Raw genomic sequence first — 23777 nt, 5'->3', positions numbered from 1 at the left:
GTTCTAAGGGCGCCGTGTTCAACGCGATGGCCTACTCGGGTGACTGAACAGCGACGGCTCCTAGAATGGGCGCTCCCTGGCAGCGGCCCTGAGCCTCCCAACGCGATGCAAGACAAGACACTGGCCGCCCCCGTCGTGGTGGTGGGGGCCGGCCTGGCGGGCCTGACCGTGGCCTTGCACCTGGCGTCGCAAGGACAGCCGGTCGTGGTGCTCGCCAAGCGCAACCTTGGTGAGGGCGCCACGGCGTGGGCGCAGGGCGGCATCGTCGGCGTGCTGGGTTCGGACGACAGCGTGGAATCGCATGTGCGCGACACGCAGGACGCCGGCGCCGGCCTGGTTGACGAGCAGGCTGCACGCTTCATCGCCGAGCACAGCGCCGACGCGATCGAGTGGCTGGTGGCGCAGGGCGTGCCGTTCTCGCCGGATCCCACGGGCCCGATGGGCTTGCACCTGACGCGCGAGGGTGGCCATGCGGTCCGCCGCATCGCGCACGCGGCGGACGCGACCGGCCGCGCCATCCACGAGGCCCTGCTGGCACGTGCCAAGGATGAGCCGCGCATCACACTGCGCGAGCGCTGGATGGCGGTGGACCTGATCACCGAGCGCCACCTGAAGCGTGAAGACGCACCGCCGCGCTGCCACGGTGTGTACGCGCTCGACATCGACAGCCAGCGCGTCGAGACCTTGCCGGCCCGGGCCGTGGTGCTGGCCACCGGCGGTGTCGGCAAGACCTACCGTTACACGACGAACCCCGACACCGCCACCGGCGACGGCATTGCGATGGCCTGGCGCGCCGGCTGCCGGGTGGCGAACATGGAGTTCATCCAGTTCCACCCGACCTGCCTGTACCACCCGCAAGAGCGCAGCTTCCTGATCACCGAGGCGATGCGCGGCGAGGGGGCCGTCCTGCGCTTGCCGGCCAACGGCCACGCGACGCCGGAAGAGCCCTGGGGCCCGCGCTTCATGCCGGCGCACGACGAGCGCGCCGAGCTGGCGCCGCGTGACATCGTCGCCCGAGCCATCGACTTCGAGATGAAGAAGCATGGCGTCGACCATGTGTGGCTCGATGCCACGCACCTGGGCGAAGCCTTCCTGAAGGAGCACTTCCCGACCATCCACGCGCGTTGCCTGACGCTGGGCATCGACATCGCGCGTCAGCCCATCCCGGTGGTGCCGGCGGCGCACTACACCTGCGGCGGCGTGGTGACCGACCTCGAAGGCCGCAGCGACCTGCCGGGGCTCTACGCGGTGGGTGAGGCCACCTACACCGGGCTGCATGGCGCCAACCGGCTGGCCAGCAACTCGTTGCTCGAATGCGTGGTGATCGGCCGCACCTGCGCCGGCTCGATCCTGCGCAGCGAAACACAGGCCGTTCCACCCGTGCCGGCGTGGGACGAAAGCCTGGTCGAAAGCGCCGACGAGCAGGTCGTGATCTCGCACAACTGGGACGAGCTGCGCCTGCTGATGTGGAACTACGTCGGCATCGTGCGAACGACCAAGCGGCTGGAGCGCGCGCTGCATCGCATCGAACTGCTGCGCAGCGAGATCGACGACTACTACGCCAACTTCCGCGTTACTCGTGACTTGCTGGAGCTGCGCAACCTCGTCGAGTGTGCCGAGCTGATCGTGCGCTCGGCGCTGGTGCGGCACGAGAGCCGGGGCCTGCACTACAGCCGCGACTTTCCGTTGACTTTGCCCGTGAGCTTCCCCACGGTGTTGACGCGCCCCGCACGCAGCAGCCCGCATTGAGGCTTGCCGACGGCCGCCACATCGGCTACATACTGAGAGTGGGGCTCGTCTCCGACGGGCCAGGGGGCACCGCCCATGAGTCAAGCGCAGCGTGCGCCGCTCGTCACCGTCAAGGATCTGGTCGTCATCGGCCAACCTTTGCCCTTCCACGTGCACGACGAGTTCGGCCGCCGTCTGCTGGCGGCCGGCCAGGTGATCGTCGGCGACACCCAGTTGGCGATGCTGCTCGAACGCGGCGCCTGGGTCGACGGTGAACAGGCCGCCACCGTGCGGCGCGAGCGCCAGGCAGCCCGCGCAGGTGGGGGTGACCCGCTGATGTCGACCTACCGCGAACCTTCGCTGTTCGACCGCTGGGAGAAGCTGGTCTGGGAGCTGGACGCCCTGCTGCGGAAGGTCCACGCCGGCATGCCCTGCGCCGCGGAGCTGGAGGCGCTCGGGCGCAGCGTGCTGAGCCAGATCGAGCGCGACGTCGACATCGCACTGTTCGTCACCATCCGTCCGTCCGAACAACGGTTTGCCCTGTATGCCCTCACCCATGCGCTGCACGCCGCCACCCTGGCCGTGGTGTTGGGTCGCCAGCTCGCCTGGTCGGTGGAGCAGCAATTGTTGCTGGTGCTGGGGGCGTTGACGATGAACGTCTCGATCCAGGAACTGCAGGCGCATATGGCGGTTCAACCGGACCCGCCAACGGGGCGCCAGAAACAGACCATTCGCGCGCACCCGGAAGCGTCGGCAGCGCTGCTGCAGGCGGCCGGAGTCGACGATGTCGACTGGCTGACCATCGTGCGCGAGCACCACGAGCGGTCAGACGGCACCGGCTACCCGCAAGGCACCGCAGCCACGAGCGAGATGTCGCACGCGTTGCGCGTGGTCGATGTCTTCACCGCCAAGATCAGCGCTCGGGCGTTTCGCCCGGCGGTGCCCATTCAAGCAGCGGTGCGGCAGCTGTTCCAGGACGAACAGGGCAGCCCGATTGCCACCGGCATGATCAAGGCGATAGGGCTGTACCCACCGGGTGATCTGGTGGTGTTGAAGAACGGCGAGATTGGCGTCGTGGCCCGCCGCGGCGCCAGCGCCACCACACCGATCGTAGCCAGCTTGACCAACACCGCGGGCCAGCCGGTGGCCGGCACCTCGCTTCGTGACACCGCCAAGCCCGAGTTCGCCATCACCGGCGCGGCCGGCGAGCGCAAAGGCTTGTCGCGTGTGCTGCCGGAGCGGGTCTACGGCCTGGTGCGTTAGGGGCTGTCTACCGGCGTGCGCGCATTGCGTTGCGCGCCTGGACGAAGCCGAAGGCGAATTCCACTGCTTCCTGCACCGCCCGCTCCGACTCGGCACGTTCATGCTCGGTCTGGAAGAACGCGAAGTCGACGTCGTGGCGGATGTAGCGTGGCGGCAGCCGATTCAACGCGACACAGGCGATATCCGCCAGGGTGTCGCTGTTGGCCTGCAGGTGAGGGTAGTTGCTCGCCTGCTCTTGCACGGCAGAGAACACGACGTTCTCGTAGAAGTTGTGGATCGAAGCGGAGTCCATGCGTCGTGTGGGTTGAGCCAGGGTCGAACAAGTTGGCAGTGTCACCTGGGCGGCTGGCGTTGGTCCATCGGGATAGCGTGATATTTCAGGCGTCCAGTCGATCGAGCACGCGCATCGAGTAGTCGATCGCGATCACATCCTTGGTCAGCTTGCCGATCGAAATGCGGTCGACGCCGGTGGCGGCGATCTCGCGCAGGCCTTCGAGCGTGATGCCGCCCGAGGCTTCGAGCAGCGCGCGGTTGGCTGCCAGGGCGACCGCGTCTTTCATCAGTGCCGGACTGAAGTTGTCCAGCAAGACACTGGTCGCGCCGTTGTCGAGCGCTTCCTGCAACTGAGCCAGCGACTCGACCTCGATCTGGATCTCGACGCCGGCATTCAGCTCGCGGGCATTGCGCAGCACCTGCCCAATGCCGCCGGCCGCGGCGATGTGGTTCTCCTTGATCAGGATACCGTGCCACAGCGCGAGCCGCTGGTTCTGGCCGCCGCCCGCTCGCACCGCGTATTTCTGCGCCTGGCGCAGGCCGGGGATGGTCTTGCGCGTGTCCAGCACCGCACAGCCGCGTGGGTTTGGCGACGCGCCTTGGATCGCATCGACGTGGCGACGGGTGATCGTGGCCGTGGCGGACAGCAGCTGAAGAAAGTTCAACGCCGGTCGCTCGGCCGACAGCAGCGCGCGGGCGTCGGCTTCGATCTCGCAGACTGCCGTGTCGGCGCTCATCATCGCGCCCTCGTCGTAGTGCCAATCGACGCGGCCCTGGGCGTCGAGTGCGTGCAGGCAGGCATCGAACCAGTCGCGGCCGCACAGCACGGCCCCTTCGCGCACGGTCACGCGGGCATGCACGCGGCGGCCGGCGGGTACGAGCAAGCCTGTCCAATCGGCGCGGCCGATGTCTTCGAACAGCGCATCACGAACATTGCGCGCGCGCGCTTCTTCCAGTGTTTCGTCGTGGTCGAACATGGGTGAGGGGATAAGAATCAGGCGGCGCCGATGCCGCGCACCATGCCCTGAACCCGTGGCGCCAGTGCGCTCGGGTTCTTGGCGACGAAGTCGAGCATTCGGTCGATGCAGCGCACCGCAGCCCGGCCGACAACGGGGTCGACGTGGATTTCGCCGCTGCCTTGCTCGAGGCAGTCGATCACGCCTTGCAGGCCGTTCATCGCCATCCACGGGCAATGCGCGCAGCTCTTGCAGGTGGCCGAGTTGCCGGCGGTCGGCGCTTCGATCAATGTCTTGCCCGGAGCCAGCTGCCGCATGCGGTGCATGATCTGGTTGTCCGTCGCGACGATGTATTCCTTCGCCGCGCCATCGACCACCGCCTTCAGCATCTGCGAAGTCGAGCCCACCACGTCGGCCAGGTTGACCACCGCCTCGGGCGACTCGGGGTGCACCAGCACCATGGCGCCGGGATGTTCGGCCTTCAGCAGTTCCAGCTCGGTGGCTCGGAACTCGTCATGCACGATGCAGGCGCCGTTCCACAGCAGCATGTCGGCGCCGGTGTGCTCCTGGATGTAGCGGCCCAGGTGTTTGTCGGGCGCCCACAGCACCTTCTGGCCCTGGTCCTTCAGGTGCTGCACGATGGCCAGTGCGCAGGAACTGGTCACCATCCAGTCGGCACGAGCCTTCACCGCGGCGCTGGTATTGGCATAGACGACGACCTGACGGTCCGGGTGCGCGTCGCAGAAGGCGGCGAAGTCGTCCGGCGGGCAACCCAGGTCGAGCGAACAGGTCGCGTCCAGGTCGGGCATCAGCACGCGCTTGTCGGGCGACAGGATCTTGGCGGATTCGCCCATGAAGCGCACGCCGGCGACGACCAGCGTCTGGCTCGCATGGTCGCGGCCGAAGCGGGCCATCTCGAGCGAGTCGGCGACGCAGCCGCCGGTTTCGAGTGCCAGGTCCTGCAGGTCGTCTTCGACGTAGTAGTGGGCGACCAGCACCGCGTTCTTCGCTTTCAGCAGCGCGGCGGCGCGGGCTTTCAGCTCTTCTCGCTGCAATCGCGTCAAGGGTGGCGGCACCTTGGCCCAGGCATGCGCGGTGCAGGTGGCACCGGTTGCATCTTGCCGGGTGTAGTCGTAGACGGCTTCTGTCATGGGCAAATTCTAGGTGGGGGCCTGAAACCGACCCGCAAGAGGGTCAAGAGGCGTCAAGCCTCGGCGAAGAAACGGCTTGGTGGCATGCCGACGGCGCGCGTCACCATCGCGCTGAAGGCGCTCGGGCTGGCGTAGCCCAGCTCGGCCGCGATCAGGTTCATCGGCAGCTTGCGCGCCGCCATGGCCAGCGCCTTGGCCAGCAGCAGTTGCTGGCGCCACTGCCCGTAGCTGGTGCCCAGCTCTTCGCTGAACCAGCGCGACAGGGTGCGCGCACTGGTTGCGGCTTCGGCGGCCCAGCCTTCGATGTCGGCGTGGCGCAGCGGCTCGTCCAGCATCGCATCGCAGACGCGCCGCAGGCGGCCCTCGCGCGGCAAGGGTAGGCCCAGCTGCACGCTGCGCGCGCGGCGCAGTTCATCGAGGATCAGCGTGTTGATGCCTTGTTCACGGGTGCGATCGGGTTCGTCGACGGCTTCACCGTCCGGCGCGGTGGCCAGCTGAATCACCAGTTCGCGCAGCAAGGGCGTGACGTCGAGCACGCGGCATTCGCTCCAGTCGCTGCTTGCCGCCAACTGCTGAACCGCACCCTCATGCAGGTACACCGTGCGCAGGTCGGCTTGCTCGACAGCGGTCACGGCATGCACCACGCCGGGCGGGATCCACACTGCCCGCGAAGGCGGCACAAGATAGCTGCTGTCCGATCCATCGCCTTGCGCCGAGACCCGTACCGCCCCGCTCATCGAGAACACCAGCTGTGCCCAGCTGTGCCAATGTGGTTGGATGTCCATGTGGTGCGCCATGTGGCGGGCCTTGCCACGCAACGGCCTGGTCGCCGTGGGCGCATAACGCATTGGGTCCAGCGGCGGAACGCTGGTGCGGCTGCGGGCGGCGACGGGTTGGGAGCGCTTTGGCATGAATTCGATAGAACTTGTCAATCTATCGTAACCCGGACGGCTCGTGCCTGCCTACAGTGGGCCCATGAATTCAGTCACCGTCCCTCTGCCAGCCGCGGCCGCAGCGCGCCGCGACTACACCACCATCGGCCTGATCGGCCTGGCGCACGGCTGCTCGCACTTCTTCCACATGCTGCTGCCGCCGCTGTTTCCGGCCTTCATCCGCGAGTTCGGCCTGAGTTATTCCGAGCTGGGGCTGCTCGTCACGACCTTCTTCGTGATCTCGGGCATTGGACAGGCGCTGGCAGGTTTCCTGGTCGACAAGACGGGCGCGCGGCCGGTGTTGTTTGCCGCGTTCGGGTGCTTCATCCTTGCGTCGCTGGCCGCCGCGTTGGCGAACGGCTTTGGCGGGCTGATGCTGGCGGCCGCGCTGGCCGGCCTGGGCAACTCGCCATTCCATCCAGTCGACTTCACGATCCTGAACAAGCGTGTGTCTCAGCCTCGGTTGGGCCACGCCTTCTCGGTGCACGGCATCTCGGGCAACCTGGGCTGGGCCTTGGCACCGGTGTTCCTGATCGGCATCAGCGGAGCCGCCGGCAACTGGCGCATGGCCTACGTCGGCAGTGCGCTGGTGGCCTTGGTGATCTTGCTGCTGCTGGTGTTCAAGCGTGACGCGATCGACGATCGACAGGGCAGCTGGGCCCATGAGCGCGCCGGTGCCGCGACCACCCCGGCACCGGATGAACACCCGATGGCATTTCTGCGCTTGCCCTCGGTGTGGCTTTGCTTTTCGTTCTTCTTCTTTTCTACCGCGGCGCTGAGCGCGATCCAGAGCTTTGCCAGCCCGGCGTTGCAGAAGATGTTCGGCCTGCCCGAGACCCTGACGGCCTTCGTCGTGACCGGCTACATGCTGTGCGGTGCGGCCGGGATGGTGGTGGGCGGCTTCTGGGTCGCGCGCTCGGCTTCGCTGGAGCGCAACATCGGCTTCGCGATGGCCGGCTCGGCCGCCTTGCTGCTGCTGGCCGGCTCGGGGTGGCTGCCGGGGCTCGCCACCGCCGGCATCGCGGCGCTGGCCGGTTTCGGCACCGGGCTGGCTGGACCGTCGCGCGACATGCTGATCAAGCGTGCCGCACCCCCGGGCGCCACGGGCCGTGTCTACGGCACCGTGTATTCAGGCCTGGACGTGGGTTTCGCGCTCGCCGCGCCGGTCTTCGGCGCGATGCTGGACCATGGCCGTGCGAACGACGTGTTCTACGGTGCCGCGGTGGCGTTGATGCTGGGGATCGGCGCTGCGAGCATGGTCGGCCTCGCGCGCCGGCGCACCTTGGCAACCGCTTGACCGCGGGGCTGCGCGCTACAGTCGCGCGCATGCCTGACTCCACCTCTTCGCGCCTCGCTGGCCATGCGCTGGTCGAGGCGCTCGTTGCCCAGGGTGTCGACACCGTTTTCGGCGTGCCGGGCGAAAGCTATCTGGCCGTGCTCGACGGCTTTCACGAGCACCGTGGGCAGATCCGTTTCATTGCCTGCCGGCAAGAGGGCGGCGCCGCTTTCATGGCCGATGCGCATGCGCGGCTCACCGGCCGGCCCGGCATCTGCTGCGTGACCCGCGGCCCGGGCGCGACCAATGCGGCCATTGGTGTGCACACGGCCTTCCAGGACAGCGTGCCGCTGATCCTGCTGGTGGGGCAGGTGGCGTCGGATCAGCGCGACCGCGAGGCCTTCCAGGAGCTGGACTATCGCCACGTCTTCGGCCCCGGCACACTCGGCATGGCCAAGTGGGTGGCCGAGGTGCACGACGCGAACCGCCTGCCCGAGTACATCGCGCGCGCCTTTCACGTCGCGATGCAGGGCCGTCCTGGCCCGGTGGTGCTGGCATTGCCGGAAGACCTGCTGACCACCCCGACCGCGGCGCCCGTGCTGCCGCGCGTGGAGCCGGCCGAAGCCTGGCCGGCGCCAGGCGCCCTGCGCGACCTGCGCACCAAGCTGCTGGCCGCCAAGCGGCCGTTCATGATCGTCGGCGGTCATGGCTGGACGCGCGACAGCGCGCTGGCGCTGCAGCGGTTTGCCGAGAACTGGCAACTGCCGGTGGGCTGCGCGTTCCGCTACCAGGACACCTTCGACAACCGCCACCCGCAGTACGCGGGCGATGTCGGCATCGCGATCAACGCGGCGCTGGCCAAACGCATCCGTGACGAGTCTGATCTGGTCATCGCCGTCGGCATGCGCCTGGGCGAGATGACAACCAGCGGCTACACGCTGCTGACCCCGCCGCGGCCACGCCAAGTGCTGGCCCACCTGCACCCGGGCCCTGAAGAGCTGGGCCGCGTGTACACACCGGACATCGCGCTGCAGGCGTCGCTCAGCTGCGCAGGCAAGGCGCTGGAAACGTTGGCGGCGCCACCCGAGTTGCCGTGGGGCGAGTGGACGGCGTCGGCCCACGGCGACTACGAAGCCAACCGCGAACACCCGGCGGTCGAACCGTTGGACATGGCGGTGGTGATCAAGACCATCGAGCGGTTGGCTCCGGCCGACACCGTCTACACCAACGGTGCCGGCAACTACGCCGGCTGGCTACACCGCTACCTGCGCTACCGTGGGCTGGTGCTGGCCGGCAAGACACAGCTGGCGCCGACCGCCGGCTCGATGGGCTATGGCCTACCGGCCGCGGTGGCTGCGAGCCTGACTCAACCGCACCGGTGGGCCATCAATCTGGCTGGCGATGGCGACTTCCTGATGAACGGGCAGGAGTTGGCAACTGCCAGCGCGCATGGTGCGAACAAGCTGATCAGCATCGTGGTCGACAACGCGACCTACGGCACCATCCGCATGCACCAGGAGCGTGAGTACCCTGGGCGCGTCAGCGGCACGTACCTGGCGAACCCGGACTTCGCCGCGCTGGCCCGAGCCTACGGCTGGCAGGCCGCGACCGTGGCGCGCACTGAAGACTTCGAGCCAGCCTTTGCGGCCGCGCTGGAAGCCGACCGCCCCAGCCTGCTGCACCTGAAGCTGGACCCGGATGTCAGCCACACCCGCGGCACGCTGACCAGCATCCGCGAGGCGGCGTTGGCGCGGCAAAGTGCCGGCGGTTGAACGTTTTCTCAGGGGCGACAGGCGTCGCCGATCGACCCGCGAATCTAAACTCGCCGCGCCCACCTGCTACCAGCAGCGGCCGGTGCGCACGAACTATCCCGAGTGCTGCAATTCCTGTTCAGGGACCACCTTTTCCATGCGTTCTTCCAAGATCCTGTTGACGGCCGTCATGGCCACCGCCTTCCTTGCCGGCTGTGCGGGCACGAATTTCAAGCGGCCCGATGCGCAAGCCTTCCAGTTGGGCAAGTCGACGACCGCGGACATCTCGCGCGTCATGGGCGCGCCGGGGCAGACCGGCGAGATGATGAAGAACAACGAGAAGGTGAAGTCCTCGCGCTATGCGTATGCAGAAGGTGCCGGCGCCGGTCGCTACCCTGGAGTCACGCCAGCGCGCGCGATGGTGTTCACGACCTTCAATGACGTGCTGGTCGGGCAAGAGTTTGTCAGCTCGTTCCCGGAAGACGCGACCGAGTTCGACGACGCGAAGGTGCCTGGCATCGTCAAGGGCAAGACCACCCGGGCCGAGGTGATTGCCCTGCTGGGCAAGCCCAACGGCGAGGCGATCTACCCGCTGATCAAGAGCAAGGATCAAAACGCCATGGTGTACAGCTACACCCACGTGAAGGGCAGCGTCTTCAACATGAAGCTCTACAGCAAGAGCGCCGTGATCTCGCTTGACTCTGCCAACGTCGTGACGGACGTCGAATTCGCTTCGACCGGCGAGAAGTAAACCAAAGCTCACCAGGGCACGGCCATTTGCGCTTCTTGCGCAAACCGCCGTGCCGCCGGTGTTCAGCCCTTGCGGCTGCCCACCAGCAGCACCACGCCGGCCAGCACCACGGCCACGGCGGCCCATTCGAAGCCCGTCACCGCCTCGCCGGCGATCGCCACGCCGAGCAGCATTGCGATCACCGGGTTGACGAAGGCATAGCTCGAGGCGAGTCCCGCCGAGGCTTGCGCCAGCAACACCATGTAGGCGTTGAAGGCAATCAGCGAGCCGAACACGACCAGGTAGAACCAGGCGGCCACGGCCACGGGTTGCGGCGGCCACACCGGCGCCTCGCCCGTCATGGCGGCCAGCAGCATCAGCACCACGCCGCCGCACAGCATCTCGCTGGCGAAGCCCATCGCGCCGGGAGCCAGCGGCAGGGTGCGTTGGCTCAATACGCTGCCGATCGACCAACTGATACAGGCCACCGTGACGGCGATCAGGCCATGCGTCGAGGCCTGGAAGCTCGCACCTTGCGTGAGCATCAGCACGCCGACCAGACCAACCGCGATGCCAGCGCTCTCCATCCGGCCCGGCTTGACGCCGTAGCACAGGTTGACCAGCGCGATGATCAGCGGCAGCACCGCGATGAAGGCCACCACCACGCCCGAGCCGACCGAAGTCTCGGCCACCGCCGTGCCGCCCATGCCGCCGCCCAGCATCAACGTGCCGCAGATCAGTGCATTGCGCCATTCGGTGCGGGTGGGCATCGGCGTGCCACGCCATCGCATCCAGACCAGCAGCAGCGCTCCGGCAGCGACGAAGCGAGTGCCCATCTGGAAGAAAGGCGGGAAGCTGAGCAGTGCGTATTTGATCGCCAGATAGGTGGAGCCCCACACCAGCCAGGTGGCGGCGAGGCAGGCGATCAGAAGCGGCGACAGCCCAAACACGGGCGGGCGGGTGGCAACGGTGGTCGTCATGAGCATGGATGTTAGGCAAGCCGCTGCGTTGTTTCCATACTTCACGCAAGGTGATGATGCGGGTTTGCCTTTGATTTCAAAGTCATCGTGGTGATACGCTTTGGTCATGCCGCCTCCGATCGACTTTGACAGCTACGACGCCCGCATCCTGGCTGAATTGCAGGCCGATGCCCGCCTTTCGATGACCGAGCTGGGGCGCCGGGTGCATCTGTCGCAGCCGGCCGTGACCGAGCGCGTGCGCAAGCTTGAAGCCGCCGGTGTCATCACCGGCTATCGCGCCACGGTGAACCTGAAGGCGCTGGGCTACGGGATCCGGGCGGTCATTCGGGTCGGGCGCACGGAATTCGATCGCATCGTCAAGCTGGTGCAGGACACGCCCGAGGTCGTCAATGCCTACAACGTGACCGGCGAGGACAGCTGGGTGCTGGACATCGCGGTGACCGACGTCGCCCACCTGGACGCGGTGGTTTCGCGCTTTTGCGAGTTGTCGGTCACCAGCACGTCGATCATCCTGAAGGCTGTGCGCGAGCACCAGCCGGTGGCGCCGGCGCGCAGCGAGAATCCATTGGCTTGAGGCTTGCTTGAACCATGTCCATGGACAAACCAATCTCCACCTGCGACCTGTGCGACCGTTTCCGCGATTCAGACGACAGCGCCTTTCGCGTGCTGCGCGGCGTCTTCCGCTCATACGGTGGCCGTGCGGCCTTTCACGGCCCGGTGCGAACGCTGCGCTGCTTCGAAACCAACGCGAAGCTGCGTGAACTGGTACAGACCCCTGGCGAAGGGCGGGTGATCGTGGTCGATGGCGGGGCGTCGCTGCAGCGCGCTTTGCTGGGCGGCAACCTGGCCAACTTCGCCGCCCGCCATGGCTGGGCGGGTGTGCTGATCAACGGCGTGGTCCGTGATCTGGCGGAACTGCGCGCCGCTGACGTGGGCATCTTCGCGCTGGGCCACTGCCCGATGCCGTCGCACAAGCGCGACGAAGGCCAGCTCGATGAACCGGTGCGCGTGCAGGGCGAATGGATCCGTCCGGGCGAGTGGCTCTATGCCGACGAAGACGGCGTGGTGGTTTACCCGACGGCACTGTGACCTTGAAGGCTACAATGCGCAGCTTCGTCGGGGTGTAGCGCAGCCTGGTAGCGCAACTGCTTTGGGAGCAGTGGGTCGGACGTTCGAATCGTCTCACCCCGACCATTCAAGTCAGACCGCACGCGTTCCCCGCGTTCGCTTGGCGCCCGGACGAACAAATCCGCATTCGTCTGGCCGCGTTCGTACGATACTGGTCTCTCGGCGTTGGAATGCCTTGGCGGCGTTCTGCCCAGCCTCAGGAGACCACGCATGAACGTTGCTCGCCTGCTTCGCCCGTTTCTGGCGCCGTTGTCGGCAGGTGCTGTCGGCTTGGTACCCATCCCGGCATGCGCGCACGAATCTGCCAACGTTCTGCGTCTGGCCAGTCTCGAATGGTTGCCTTATGTCGGCCCCGGCCTGGCGCAAGATGGGCTGTCCGGCGCGGTGGCGATGGCCGTGGCCAAGCAGTTTGGATACAAGGCAAAAGTTGAATACTTCCCGTGGACCCGCGCCATGCAAGTGGGCAGGGAAGACGAGAGTTTCTCCGGCTACTTTCCTGCCTACTACACCGAAGAACGGGCGCGGCAGTGCCATTTCTCGGCCCCGATGGGGCACAGCACCGTGGGCCTGGCCTACCTCAAAGACAAACCCTTGAGATGGCACACCGTGAACGATTTGGCCGGCATGAAAATCGGCGTCGTTGCCGGCTATTCGAACGGGGCGGAGTTTGATGCCTTGGTCAAGCAGGGCAAGCTGACAATAGATGCATCGCCCGGTGACTTATTTAATCTGAAGAAACTGCTGGCCAGCCGCGTGCAGGCGGCCGTGATCGACCGAGCGGTCTTGCGCTATCTGTTGCTAACGGAATCGACCTTGAAGAAGGAGCGCGATCAGATCGCGTTTCACGAAAACATTCTCGCTGAATTGTCGCTGCACGTTTGTTTTCAACGCACGCCGGCCGGCCTGAAGCTTCAGCAGAAGTTCGACTCCGCGTTGCGTGAAGTCGACGTGAGAAAGATAGAAATCGCCTACTTCCAACAATTGGAAAACGACGAAAAACTGAAGGCGAAATGACGGCGTGAGACGGTGACATTGGTCAATCCTCTGGTGATCACCTCCTCGATCGATACGGTTTCAATTTTCAGAAGCGGCTCAATCTGATGTATTCAAGACTGAGAGCGGTCATTGTTCTGACGGTTGTTGTCGGACTCTTGATCCCGGTCTCCGTCAGCAGCTATCTCACACTGGGTCAGCGGCAACGGGCGTCGACGGAGCGAATGCTGTCGGACCACCAACGCCTGACGGAAATACTCGCACTCGGCGTGCAGGAGCCACTTTGGAATTTGAATCCAGACGCCGGGCTTCCACTTTTTGAGTCGTTGCTGGGCGACAAGCGCATCGTCAGCATCACGGTGCGCGACAACAAGGGCCGCGAGTTCTTGTCGAGGCAATACCCGGAGCGGCGCCGAGGTGGTGAAGGGGGCCAATTGACTCTGGAACGCGATGTGGTCAGCCAAGGTGGCGAGGTCATTGGTCGCGTCGGCCTGGAGATGGACAAAGGGCAACTCTACAGCGAGGTGGCCGGCGACCGGTTGCTGTTTGCGTGGACGGTGGTCGGACAGCTGTTGCTCAGCCTGATCCTGATCGTCACGCTGCTGCAGCGTCGGGTACTGGAGCCCATCAAACGTTTGATGCGCGAATCGGCGCGCTTGGCCGCTCGTGACCTGACCACGCCGTTTGTCTGGGAGCAGAACGACGAGTTGGGCAGCCTGGGCGTCAGCCTGGAGCACACACGCCGCGCGCTGCAGGCATTGTTCAGCGAGATAGAGGCGAAGAATTTGATGCTTGAAAAGGACATCAAGCAGCGCACATTGACTGAACAGGAGCTCCAACGGCATCGCGACCATCTGGAAGAGCTGGTCCGCGAGCGCACCTGCGAGCTGCAGGCAGCGAAAGAACGTGCCGATATTGCCAACAAAGCCAAAAGCACCTTTTTGTCGAGCATGACGCACGAACTGCGCACGCCGCTGAACGCGATACTCGGTTATGCGCAGATTCTCCAACACGAAAAGGGCTTGAGTGAGCGACAAGCGGTTGGGCTTCACACGATTCAGCAAAGCGGCGAACACTTGCTGACGCTGATCACGGATTTGCTTGATTTGGCAAAAATAGAATCCGGAAAATTCGAACTTTTGCCCGAGCCGGTCGAAGTGCGGCCTTTCCTGAACGGCATTGTCGACATCATGCGCGTGCGCGCTGAGCAAAAGAACCTGCAGCTGATCTTCGAGCCCGCCGGCAGTCTGCCTCAGACGGTGGTATTGGATGGAAATCGCTTGCGGCAGGTGCTTTTCAACCTCCTTGGCAATGCGATCAAGTTCACCGACGCAGGCTACATCAGGATGAGGGTGTCATGCGAGCATGCAAGCGCCTTTGAAGCGCGATTGACTTTCGAGATCGAAGATACCGGAGTCGGCATCGTCAAGAGCCAACTGGAACGCATCTTCAAGCCGTTCGAGCAGGTCGGTGACACGCACCGAAAACTTGGTGGAACCGGGTTGGGGCTGTCGATAAGCCGACAGCTGGTGTGCCTGATGGGCAGCGATATTCAAGTTTCCAGCCAATTCGGCGCTGGCAGCAGATTCAGCTTTGGCATCGTCGTGCCCGTCAGCACCGGTGATATTTTGTCCGTCGGCGCGATGCGCGTTGCCGTCGGTTATCGCGGAGGCCGAAAAAAGGCCCTGATTGTCGATGACATAGTCGCCAACCGCGAAATGCTGAGGGATTTGCTGAGCGGGCGAGGGTTTGACGTCCATTTGGCAAGCAATGGCCAGGAGGGTGTCGAACAGGCGGTCAAGAACCGTCCCGATGTCATCCTCATGGATGTTGTCATGCCGGTCATGGATGGTGTGGAGGCCACGCGCCTCATTCGCCAAACCTCAGGGATCGACAAAGTCACTGTCATCGCCATCTCGGCCACTGTCGCCGATGATGACCAAGAGGCCATGAGGCGTGCAGGTGCCGACGAATTCATGAGCAAGCCGGTCAATCAAGGCGTGTTGCTCGAGAAAATTGGTGAGCATTTGGGGCTGACATGGGTCTACGAAACACTGCCGAGTGGTGAAGGGGCGACCGGTGGGACAGCGACCCAGCAATTGGCGGCGCCGCCTGCGAGTGAGATCAGTGCCCTCTACCAACTGGCGCTGGAAGGCAACATGCGCGACATCCGGCAGCGCGCTGACCACATCGAGGCGATCGATCAGAAATACAAGCCGTTTGCCGACAGGCTGAGGATTCTGGCGAAATCCTATCAGTCGAAGGCCATACTTGAAATGGTCAACGAGTATTCTGAAGGGAAGGCGGATCGATGAAGAATAAGCCGCCCGAACCCGCTGAAGTACCGACGATCCTGATCGTCGACGATACACCGGCAAATGTCGCCGTGCTGGCCGACTATCTTGAAGACCATGGGCTGCGTATCGTGGTGGCGCAAGACGGCCAAGAGGGTTTGAGTCGGGCGGAGTTCGTCAAGCCGGACCTCATCTTGCTGGATATCATGATGCCGGGCATGGATGGTTTCGAAACCTGCCGTCTTCTGAAGGAGAATCCGGCAATTCTGGATATTCCGGTCATTTTCATGACGGCACTGACGGACACCAGCAACGTGGTGAAAGGTTTCCAATTGGGCGCCGTCGATTATGTGACCAAGCCCATACAAATCGAGGAGGTGATGGCCCGTATCGGCACTCATTTGTCCTTGCGTGCGATGCACAAGCAGTTGAGCGCCAAGAATCTGATGTTGGGGCAAGAGGTTGAAACTCGCCAGCTGGCCGAAGAGGCACTGAGGGCAGTGAGCGTCGAACAGCGTTCGCTGATCGCCAAGTTGCAGCAGGCGCATGAGCAGCTGCTGCAATCCGAAAAGATGGCATCGGTAGGCCAACTGGCTGCCGGCATTGCCCATGAGATCAACAACCCAATTGGTTTTTTGAACTCCAATATTGGCACGTTGCAGGATTATATCGATACGTTGTTCGAGGCCCTTGATTCTTGTGGCGATGCGATGGCCAGGGCCACCAACCGCGAAGAGGTGGTGGCTCGCTTCGAGGAGGTGAAAGCCAACGCTGAAATCGATTTTCTGAAAAATGACATCGTTGACCTGATGAGGGAGTCAAAAGAGGGCTTGAAGCGGGTCAAGGACATCGTTCAAGCGCTCAAGGATTTTTCCCATGTGGGGGAGGCCAATTGGCTCGAGGCGGATTTGCACAAAGGGCTCGAAAGCACGCTGAATATCGTCAACAACGAGATCAAATACAAGGCCACCGTGGTCAGGGAATACGGCGATTTACCGCCGGTGCGGTGCCTGGCTTCGCAGCTGAACCAGGTGTTCATGAACCTGTTGGTGAATGCGGCGCAGGCCATCATCGAGGCCGGCACCATCACGATACGCACCGGCAATGGCACCAATGGCTGGGTATGGGTGGAGATCTGCGATACAGGCTCAGGCATCCCACCCGACATCATGAATCGAATTTTCGATCCGTTCTTCACCACCAAGCCGGTGGGCAGCGGCACTGGCCTGGGGCTGTCGCTGTCCTATGGGATCGTGCACAAGCACGGTGGGCGCATTGAGGTGCAAAGCGAAGTGAACAAGGGAAGCTGCTTCACCGTCCACCTGCCCGTCAACCCTGATCTGGCCACCGGTCCTGGGTAGCCGGCGGCAGCCCCCACGCAAGCGGCGTCATTTTCCGGTGGGGCAAAGGTCGGCGGCAAACCACAGTTCCTTGCGCGCCAATGGGGTTTCAGGCGGCAGGATGGGGTTCAAAAGAACGATGGTCGTGCGTTGTTCCAATCTGGCGTCGGCAATGTTCTGTGCGTATTGCATGCAAAACAGCTTGTCGAAGCTACCGTCGGCGAGAGCACGCTCGAGCCCGTTGCGGATCGTTTCCGCCAATGCCACGTCTTTCTTGTTGACGAAGTAGTAGAACGCGGTCGGGTAGCGAATCAGCAGATGCTGGTCGATGACGATGCCGTCCTTTCGATGCTGTTCCTCTTCGGCCCAGATCTCGACGATGGAGCGCGGAAAGTAGTCGAAGCGCCCCAGCGGCAGCATGCGGAACAGGCTTTCGTACAGCGGCACACCAATCACCTCGATGCCGTTGCCGCGCAGGATGTCCGTATCGGGCCAATCGTGCCCTTGGCCGGCAACGAAGCGTCGAAGATCCGGCAACTCGCGCACTTCGCTGAACATCTCGGATCGGTCCTCGCGCACCAGCGGCAGTCGCCAGCCGATCAAGCCCTTGTATATCGGGATGCGGATCGGCAACAGCTCGCTTTCGCGCTTGATCGAGGTCATGCCCCATGCCACGCGGATCGTGTTGCCCTGGGCCAGCTCGACGAATGCGCGCCCCTGGAGCATCGGTGTGTCGGATACCTGCAGCACATACTTCGCGGTGCCGGACTTGTCCAAGGCCAGTTGCAGCAGCTTCAGCGGATAGATATCTCGTGCATCGCCAGGTGTTCCTGACCGCGCGTAGGTGACTGTCTCGGCGGCGGCCACCAAGCTGGCTGCACTCAGGCACAGCAGCAAGAGCCATTGGCGCCGCCGAAGCGCCCAAGGGGTGCAGGTGCCTCCAGCGGGCCGTCGAGCGCGCGATGCCGAGCAGTCCTTGGCAAGCGTGTCTTGCAAGCCATTTGCCCTCGACTCCGGCTTGGATGCTGGCCGCATGTTCCAACTGTCCCCTGTGCGGTCGACAGTCTGCGCCCGGACTGCCTGCGTCGTCAAAATTCGGCTGTGTCAGCGGCGAGGGCGTGCCGCGGTCATCGGCGTTCTCGTGTGTGCGCCGGCGGCATCCGAAACGTGCGGCAGCGCGTATCGTGGGGCAACCGAATCCGCTGCCGACTGCCATGATGCTTCGCTCCCGCCCTGTCGTTCGTTGGGTGGCCGCCTTGGCGGGCGTGCCCTTGCTCCTGTACCTGTTGGCCCTGACATGGCTTTGGTTCAGGCAGGAGCGCTTGCTGTTCTACCCGGAACCTTGGCCGAGTGAAGACCCGCCGGCGCTGAAGGCGCCCGACGTGCGCAGCCTGTGGGTCGAGGTGCCCGGCGCGAAGCTGCATGCACTGCACCTGCGGCAAACCAATGCCCGGGGCTTGGTGTTCTTCCTGCACGGCAACGGCGGCAATCTCGCCAGCTGGTTCGTGAACACCGATTTCTACCGCCGGGCCGGCTACGACCTGTTCATGCTGGACTACCGCGGCTATGGCCGCAGCAGCGGGCAGATTGCCAGCGAGGCCCAGCTGATGGGCGACGTGCGCACCGCTTGGCAGCAGGTGTCGCCCCAGTATGCCGGCCGTCCGGTGGTGGCCTACGGTCGCTCGCTGGGCACTGGCCTGGCCGCGCAACTGGCAGCCGAGGTGAACCCCGCGCTGACGGTGCTGGTGTCGCCGTATCGCAGCATGGCCGCGCTGGCCGACGAGCACTACCCGATGGTGCCGGCCGCCTTGCTGCGCTATCCGCTGCGCACGGATGAAGCGGTGGGGCGCATTCGTGGCCCCGTCTGGCTCGTGCATGGCGGGCGCGACAGCCTGATCCCGCCAGCCCACAGCGAGGCGCTGCAGGCGCTCGCCGGGGCGCAGCGAGTGCGTCTGTTGCGCGTGCCAGAAGCCGGGCACAACGACGTGCATCAGTTTCCCGCCTATCTGGATGGGTTGAGCTCCGAACTGGCCCGGCTCTGACCTGCCGCCCAAGACCCTGCGCGAAGCAGGGGGCCCGAATCCAGCCGGGGGCGCCGGTCGTAAGCCGTTGAGTGGCGCGCCCGTCGGCGTGCCTGCCGGGTTGTGCGCCCTGCCACCACAGGCGATGGCCTGACCCGGCCAAGGAGCTTGCCGTGATCGCTGCTGTTGCCTCTGCCCGTCCGCTGGCTGCCGTGCAGTGCCGTGCGCTGGCGGCATTGGTGCGCGTGGGCGACGGCTTGCGGGTCCCCCAAGAGAGGGGGCATCTGCCGCAAATCGACTGGCGTAAACCCGCTTTTGCCGGTAGCGCCGACGTGGCGCAATGGGCCGGCGCGAACGCCAGGAGAAGCCATGTCACCCCTTGTTTGCCCATCCGTCGGTTCCCTGCCGCGCCGGCCGGCTTCGCGTTGCGGAGCACGGCCGTGAAGACCACCACCAGCGGCGCACCTGCCGCTCGCTCGTCGGCGCCCCCTCTGGCTGACGCCGGGTTGTCTGTCGATCCGTTCGAGACGCTTCTCGACGCCGACGAGGAGCCGCTGCTGCCCACCGACGAATCTGCTGTCGAGCAGGTCGGCACCGAATCGCGCACCGCACTCGTCGCGCTCGACGACGCGGCGCTGGGTATCTTGATCACCCGCATCGGCCAGCACGAGGACAAGGCCCTGGCGGCGCTGTACGACGCCACGGCCTCGCGCGTTTTCGGTCTGGTGGGTCGCATCGTCGTCGACAACGCATTGGCCGAGGAGGTGGTCGAAGACACCTACTGGCAGGTCTGGCGGCAAGCCGTTCGCTTTGACGCGGCGCGCGGCCGGCCGCTGACCTGGCTGCTCGCCATGGCCCGCTCACGCGCCATCGACGCGCTGCGCCGGCGCGAACGCCGTGCCCTGGTCCCACTCGAAGACGAAGCTCAGGCGGCACTGTGCGATGAAGACAGCGCCGGCCCGCCCGATCTGCTGGCCGCCACGCGTGGCGAGCATCTGCTGCATCGTGCGTTGGCAACGCTCGAGGCCCAACCGCGGCAGTTGATCGCGCTGGCGTTCTTTCGCGGCCTGACCCATGAAGAGATCGCCGCCTGCACGGGCCTGCCATTAGGAACGGTGAAATCGCAGATCCGCCGCTCGCTGCAGGCGTTGAAGCAGTGGCTGGCCGAGGCGGGCTGCCCCGACTTGCCGCTGTGAGATGTCGAACTCGAAGAAAGAAGACGGTCATGACCCTCGACAACTTTGATGAGCCCCCGGGCTCGGCGGCCCCGATCCGGCCCGCACCTGATCCGCTGGCCGACGAGCCGACGGTCTTGCTGCAAGGGGCACTCGCCGAGGCCTGGCCCGAGGCGAGCGTGGCCGGCGGTTTGCGTGACCGGCTGGCCCGTCGCGCCGCGCACAGCGCCCAACGCATGGGCGCGATGGTCAACGTGCGCCGGCAAGAGCGCGTGCTGCTGGCGCAGAGCGCCCAATGCACCGTGCAGCGCATCTATCGGCGTGACGATGCCACCGAGTTGCGGCCTGGTGAGCCTTGGCAGGTTCGCACCATCGAACTCGCGCCGCAGGCCGCCTGGCGACTGCCCGAAGGTGAACCCGGCCTTGGGCGCGATTGGTTGCTGGTCCGTGGTCGTGCCCAACTGCAGACCGAGGGTGAAGCCGGGGTCGTGCTGCAACCGCTCGACTACCACGTGCAAGGGCTGCCCGCGAGCCGCAAAGCTGCAGAGGTGCAAGCCGGCGATGAGGGGGCCGTGCTGCTGCTGAGGGAACGCGTGTTGGGGGCTGGCGAGCATTCGGCTGAGCCCCGCTCGACGACGTCGCGAGAAACGCCCGATGCGTGGGAAGACTACGCGCCGCTCGTCAAGCGCCGCGTGCTGTGGCGGCAGGGCCCGATGGCGGCGATGCTCTGGCTGGCCTCACCCGGCGCCACCGTGCCGCAGCACCGGCACGGACACGACGAGGAGTGCCTGATGCTGCGCGGTGACCTGTTCCAGGACGACTACCTGCTGCGCGAGGGCGACTATCAATTGGCCCCCTGCGGCAGCGCGCACGAGTCGGTCAACACCGACACCGGCGCGCTGATCTACGCCCACGGCGACCTGGAGATGCAGATCACCGGCGATTGAGGGCAGGGCGCCGGACGCAGGGGCCTACACCGGCAGCACCGTCGTCGCCTTCACGCTGCTGAGGACGAAGCTCGTCTTGCAGTCCTGCACGCTCGGGTGCCGCAGCAGCGTGTCCATCACGAAGCGGGAGTAGTGGTCCATCCCGGACACGACGACGCGCAGCAGGTAGTCCATCTCACCGGCCATGGAGACGCATTCGACGACCTCTGGCCAAGCCTGGACGGCCGCAGCGAAATCGTCCATCGGGCTGCGCTTGTCGCCGCCGCTGTGCTTTTCCATTCGCACGCTGATGTAGGCCGTGAGTGTCAGGCCGATGCGCTCGGCCCGCACGAGCGCCACGTAGCCGGCGATCACGCCGGCCTCCTCCAGCCGCTTGACCCGGCGCAACACGGCCGACGACGACAGGTGCACCTGCGCCGCGAGCTGCTCGTAGCTCATCCGGCCGTCGCTCTGCAGCGCCGCGAGGATGCGGCGATCGACGGGGTCGAGCTCCAGGTCTGCTGCCATCCGACCGATTGTGCAGAAGACCGCCAGCTCAGGACAAGCCGGTCACCGGGATGGCAGCGCCGTGGATGGCACGTGCCCCGGGCGACGACAGGAACTCGATCACATGCGCCAGATCCTGCGTCGATACCCACTGGCTGGAGTCCGCGTCCGGCATGGCCTTCCGGTTCTCCGGGGTGTCGAGCGTGGTCGGCATGACGCAGTTGACGTTGATGCCGTTCGCCTTCAACTCGCCCGACATCGCCTCGGTCAGCCGCATGACCACCGATTTCGACGCGGTGTAGGCGCCCATCAGCGCGGCACCCTGTTGCGCACTGAACGAGGCCACGTTGACGATCTTGCCGCTGCTGCGCGCCAGCATCTGCGGCACGACGGCGCGCGCCATGTGCAGCACCGTGCGCGCGTTCAGATTGAACAGGAAGTCCCAGCTGCCGTCGGACGTCTCGTGGACGGCCTCACCCATGCGGAACCCGCCTGCGATGTTGCACAACACGTCGATGCGGCGGAAGCGGGCGATCGCCTGGGCCACCGCGGCATTCGCTTCGTCCTGCTTCAGCAGGTTGGCGCCCAACAGCAGCAGGCCATCACCTTCTTCGCCGTAGGCAGCGGCGAGGGCCTCGGCTTGCAAGTCGACCAGGACGAGTCGATCGCCCGCCGCCTGGAAGCGCTGCGCCACGGCCCGGCCGAGGTTGCCCGCCGCGCCTGTGACCAGAACCACCCGTTGGCCGTCGCTCATGTCGTGCTCCCCATGCTCTTCGTACGCTTGGCAGCATGGTACGAGCCATCGCCCCGCGTGATCACCTCGTCGGTCGGCAGCACGTCGCCTGGCTGATACACGGGGCCAGAGCCCAACTTCTCGTACAGCGGGTCGAAGTCGATGCTGGCGAGTGCCAGCAGGTCTTCGAACGCATTGATGACGAAGTAGCTTTCCTGGAAATCGTCGATCCGGTAGTGGGTCCGCATCACGCGTTCGAGGTCGAAGCCGATCCGGTTCGGCGACGGGCTGTCGAGTGCAAAGAGGGTCTCGGTGCTCGACGAGGCGATCCCGGCGCCGAAGATGCGCAGGCCGTCGTGCTGCCTGATGAGCCCGAACTCGATCGAATACCAGTACAGGCGTGCCAGGTTCGTCAGCTTGCCCAGCCGCTTGGCGCGCATGCCGCCTTCGCCGTAGGCCTGCGCGAAGTCGGCGATCACCGGGTTCATCAGCATCGGCACATGGCCGAACACGTCATGGAAGACGTCGGGCTCTTCCAGGTAGTCCAGCTCGTGCGGCTTGCGGATGAACTGGCCGGACGGAAAGCGCCGGTTCGCCAGGTGCTCGAAGAATACGTCGTCGGGCACCATGCCGGGCACGGCGACGATCTCGAAGCCGGTGCGCTTCTTCAGCACGTCGGACAGTTCGCCGAAGTGCGGGATCCGGTGGGGGCCGATCGGCAGGTCCTTCATGGCCTGCGCGAATTGGTCGCAGGCGCGGCCCTGCAGCAGCTGGGCCTGCCGTTCGAACAGGGTCTTCCAGACGCCGTGCTCTTCGCCCGTGTAGCTCTCCCAGTCCTGGTCGATGGTCCAGTCCGGCCGTGCCGGCCGGCCGGCTTCGCCCGCGACCACGCCATGCTTGCCGCTCGCCGCGGTCAGGATGCCTGCCGGCCTGTCCAGTAGCTCTTGCATTTGAAAATCTCCGTCGAAAGATTGCCGTCGAGTCAGGCCGGGCGGGTCGACATGGACTCGAAAACCTGGTCCGCCACGCGCGCCAGTTCGATGTCCTTGGTCGAAAGCCCCTGGATGTCGTGCGTCGTGAGCGTGATCACGACGCGGCTGTAGACGTTCGACCACTCCGGGTGATGGTCGTGCCGCTCCGCCGCCAGCGCGACCTGCGTCATGAAGCCGAAGGCCTGGCGGAAGTTCGCAAACTGGAACTCGCGGGTGATCGTGCCCCCGCGCTGCGGATCGTGCCGCCAGGCCGGCAAGGCCTGCGGCAACTGGCTGATGGCTTGGGTGTCGAGCTTGTTGCTCATGCGGCGCCTCCTTCGTACTGCGCTGACCATCGCGCTGGCGTTGGTGGCACTGTAGAGACTAGCGTGCGCAGGTTTGCTGCGTATCGCACCGCAAAGGGGAGCTTGGCGCAGGAATGCTGCGTGAGGCGGGGCGTGCGGGCGGACGCAGGGCTTCCGGGAGCCCGGTTGCCGGGAACGACGATTTGTTCTGATGGCCTGCCCGGAGGGACTCGAACCCCCGACCTGCTGCTTAGAAGGCAGCTGCTCTATCCAGTTGAGCTACGGGCAGCGCGGGGCGAATTCTAGGCTGCCGCTTGGCGGTACTCAGCGCCGCTCGTATTGTC

23 protein-coding genes and 2 tRNA genes are annotated in these 23777 nt (G+C 65.2%); 14 read left to right on the top strand and 11 right to left on the bottom strand.

Annotation, left to right across the window (positions count from 1 at the left end; translation table 11 throughout):
- Nucleotides 1-105: 105 nt before the first annotated feature.
- Both nadB and VFY73_RS26505 read left to right on the top strand, forming a co-directional pair.
- Entirely contained in the window at nucleotides 106-1749 is a 1644-nt protein-coding gene (gene nadB, locus VFY73_RS26510; protein WP_329724550.1) for an L-aspartate oxidase, read from the top strand.
- 75 nt (nucleotides 1750-1824) lie between these two features.
- Nucleotides 1825-2991, top strand: coding sequence for an HD-GYP domain-containing protein (locus VFY73_RS26505; protein ID WP_329724548.1), 1167 nt, complete (start codon nucleotides 1825-1827; stop codon nucleotides 2989-2991).
- A 7-nt stretch (nucleotides 2992-2998) separates the two neighbouring features.
- Here the strand turns inward: VFY73_RS26505 and VFY73_RS26500 are convergent, their stop codons facing one another.
- From VFY73_RS26500 to VFY73_RS26485, 4 genes are all read right to left on the bottom strand, one after another.
- Entirely contained in the window at nucleotides 2999-3283 is a 285-nt protein-coding gene (locus VFY73_RS26500) for a late competence development ComFB family protein (protein WP_329724546.1), read from the bottom strand.
- A gap of 85 nt (nucleotides 3284-3368) precedes the next feature.
- Nucleotides 3369-4241, bottom strand: coding sequence for a carboxylating nicotinate-nucleotide diphosphorylase (gene nadC, locus VFY73_RS26495; protein WP_329724544.1), 873 nt, complete (start codon nucleotides 4239-4241; stop codon nucleotides 3369-3371).
- Nucleotides 4242-4258: 17 nt separating this feature from the next.
- The gene (gene nadA / locus VFY73_RS26490) at nucleotides 4259-5371 is read right to left on the bottom strand and encodes a quinolinate synthase NadA (protein WP_329724542.1); all 1113 of its coding nucleotides are present in this window, start codon (nucleotides 5369-5371) and stop codon (nucleotides 4259-4261) included.
- Between the two features lie 53 nt (nucleotides 5372-5424).
- Nucleotides 5425-6282 carry a helix-turn-helix transcriptional regulator gene (locus VFY73_RS26485; protein ID WP_329724540.1) on the bottom strand — a complete coding sequence of 286 codons (858 nt, stop codon included), beginning with the start codon at nucleotides 6280-6282 and terminating at the stop codon, nucleotides 5425-5427.
- Nucleotides 6283-6346: 64 nt separating this feature from the next.
- Between VFY73_RS26485 and VFY73_RS26480 the strand changes: the two genes are divergently transcribed.
- The 3 genes from VFY73_RS26480 to VFY73_RS26470 all read left to right on the top strand — a co-directional run bounded on the left by VFY73_RS26480 (nucleotide 6347) and on the right by VFY73_RS26470 (nucleotide 10081).
- On the top strand, nucleotides 6347-7600 hold the full coding sequence (locus tag VFY73_RS26480; RefSeq protein ID WP_329724538.1) for an MFS transporter: 1254 nt from the start codon (nucleotides 6347-6349) through the stop codon (nucleotides 7598-7600).
- 29 nt (nucleotides 7601-7629) lie between these two features.
- Nucleotides 7630-9351 (top strand): thiamine pyrophosphate-binding protein, encoded by a 1722-nt coding sequence (locus VFY73_RS26475; RefSeq protein ID WP_329724536.1) that lies wholly within the window; start codon nucleotides 7630-7632, stop codon nucleotides 9349-9351.
- Nucleotides 9352-9487: 136 nt separating this feature from the next.
- Nucleotides 9488-10081 carry a hypothetical protein gene (locus tag VFY73_RS26470; RefSeq protein ID WP_329724534.1) on the top strand — a complete coding sequence of 198 codons (594 nt, stop codon included), beginning with the start codon at nucleotides 9488-9490 and terminating at the stop codon, nucleotides 10079-10081.
- A gap of 62 nt (nucleotides 10082-10143) precedes the next feature.
- Here VFY73_RS26470 and yedA read toward each other — a convergent pair whose 3' ends face one another.
- Nucleotides 10144-11040 (bottom strand): drug/metabolite exporter YedA, encoded by an 897-nt coding sequence (yedA, locus tag VFY73_RS26465; protein WP_329724532.1) that lies wholly within the window; start codon nucleotides 11038-11040, stop codon nucleotides 10144-10146.
- Between the two features lie 106 nt (nucleotides 11041-11146).
- Here yedA and VFY73_RS26460 point away from each other — a divergent pair, with 106 nt between their 5' ends.
- The 6 genes from VFY73_RS26460 (at nucleotide 11147) to VFY73_RS26435 (ending at nucleotide 16816) form a co-directional block, all read left to right on the top strand.
- Nucleotides 11147-11614 carry an Lrp/AsnC family transcriptional regulator gene (locus VFY73_RS26460; RefSeq protein ID WP_329724530.1) on the top strand — a complete coding sequence of 156 codons (468 nt, stop codon included), beginning with the start codon at nucleotides 11147-11149 and terminating at the stop codon, nucleotides 11612-11614.
- Between the two features lie 20 nt (nucleotides 11615-11634).
- Nucleotides 11635-12129: a ribonuclease E activity regulator RraA gene (gene rraA, locus VFY73_RS26455; protein ID WP_329724600.1), complete on the top strand. Its 495-nt coding sequence runs from the start codon at nucleotides 11635-11637 to the stop codon at nucleotides 12127-12129.
- Between the two features lie 28 nt (nucleotides 12130-12157).
- Nucleotides 12158-12234, top strand: a tRNA-Pro gene (locus VFY73_RS26450).
- Nucleotides 12235-12378: 144 nt separating this feature from the next.
- Nucleotides 12379-13182 carry a transporter substrate-binding domain-containing protein gene (locus tag VFY73_RS26445; protein WP_329724527.1) on the top strand — a complete coding sequence of 268 codons (804 nt, stop codon included), beginning with the start codon at nucleotides 12379-12381 and terminating at the stop codon, nucleotides 13180-13182.
- A gap of 203 nt (nucleotides 13183-13385) precedes the next feature.
- The gene (locus VFY73_RS26440) at nucleotides 13386-15476 is read left to right on the top strand and encodes an ATP-binding protein (protein WP_329724525.1); all 2091 of its coding nucleotides are present in this window, start codon (nucleotides 13386-13388) and stop codon (nucleotides 15474-15476) included.
- Nucleotides 15473-16816 carry a response regulator gene (locus VFY73_RS26435; RefSeq protein ID WP_329724523.1) on the top strand — a complete coding sequence of 448 codons (1344 nt, stop codon included), beginning with the start codon at nucleotides 15473-15475 and terminating at the stop codon, nucleotides 16814-16816. Before VFY73_RS26440 ends, VFY73_RS26435 begins: the two co-directional genes overlap by 4 nt.
- A 27-nt stretch (nucleotides 16817-16843) precedes the next feature.
- On the opposite strand, the gene VFY73_RS26430 is transcribed toward VFY73_RS26435, so the two are convergent.
- On the bottom strand, nucleotides 16844-17692 hold the full coding sequence (locus VFY73_RS26430) for a hypothetical protein (protein WP_329724521.1): 849 nt from the start codon (nucleotides 17690-17692) through the stop codon (nucleotides 16844-16846).
- 317 nt (nucleotides 17693-18009) lie between these two features.
- Between VFY73_RS26430 and VFY73_RS26425 the strand changes: the two genes are divergently transcribed.
- The 3 genes from VFY73_RS26425 (at nucleotide 18010) to VFY73_RS26415 (ending at nucleotide 20938) form a co-directional block, all read left to right on the top strand.
- Nucleotides 18010-18837, top strand: a complete 828-nt coding sequence (locus VFY73_RS26425) for an alpha/beta hydrolase (RefSeq protein ID WP_329724519.1) — start codon at nucleotides 18010-18012, stop codon at nucleotides 18835-18837.
- Between the two features lie 419 nt (nucleotides 18838-19256).
- Complete coding sequence (locus tag VFY73_RS26420; RefSeq protein ID WP_329724517.1) at nucleotides 19257-20012, top strand: sigma-70 family RNA polymerase sigma factor; 756 nt, start codon at nucleotides 19257-19259, stop codon at nucleotides 20010-20012.
- Nucleotides 20013-20041: 29 nt separating this feature from the next.
- Nucleotides 20042-20938 carry a cupin domain-containing protein gene (locus VFY73_RS26415; protein ID WP_329724515.1) on the top strand — a complete coding sequence of 299 codons (897 nt, stop codon included), beginning with the start codon at nucleotides 20042-20044 and terminating at the stop codon, nucleotides 20936-20938.
- A gap of 24 nt (nucleotides 20939-20962) precedes the next feature.
- Here VFY73_RS26415 and VFY73_RS26410 read toward each other — a convergent pair whose 3' ends face one another.
- The 5 genes from VFY73_RS26410 to VFY73_RS26390 form a co-directional block, all read right to left on the bottom strand.
- The gene (locus VFY73_RS26410) at nucleotides 20963-21445 is read right to left on the bottom strand and encodes an Lrp/AsnC family transcriptional regulator (protein WP_329724513.1); all 483 of its coding nucleotides are present in this window, start codon (nucleotides 21443-21445) and stop codon (nucleotides 20963-20965) included.
- A 28-nt stretch (nucleotides 21446-21473) separates the two neighbouring features.
- Nucleotides 21474-22178, bottom strand: coding sequence for an SDR family NAD(P)-dependent oxidoreductase (locus tag VFY73_RS26405; RefSeq protein ID WP_329724511.1), 705 nt, complete (start codon nucleotides 22176-22178; stop codon nucleotides 21474-21476).
- Nucleotides 22175-23107, bottom strand: coding sequence for a phenylalanine 4-monooxygenase (gene phhA, locus VFY73_RS26400; RefSeq protein WP_329724509.1), 933 nt, complete (start codon nucleotides 23105-23107; stop codon nucleotides 22175-22177). Before phhA ends, VFY73_RS26405 begins: the two co-directional genes overlap by 4 nt.
- A 32-nt stretch (nucleotides 23108-23139) precedes the next feature.
- On the bottom strand, nucleotides 23140-23454 hold the full coding sequence (locus tag VFY73_RS26395; RefSeq protein WP_329724507.1) for a 4a-hydroxytetrahydrobiopterin dehydratase: 315 nt from the start codon (nucleotides 23452-23454) through the stop codon (nucleotides 23140-23142).
- A 191-nt stretch (nucleotides 23455-23645) separates the two neighbouring features.
- Nucleotides 23646-23722, bottom strand: a tRNA-Arg gene (locus VFY73_RS26390).
- Nucleotides 23723-23777: the final 55 nt, after the last annotated feature.

The organism is Ideonella sp. (genome assembly GCF_036277275.1).
Classification (GTDB): Bacteria; Pseudomonadota; Gammaproteobacteria; order Burkholderiales; family Burkholderiaceae_C; genus Ideonella.
The sequence above is the reverse complement of the archived record's forward strand: the minus strand, read 5'-3'. Positions and strand labels throughout refer to the sequence as shown.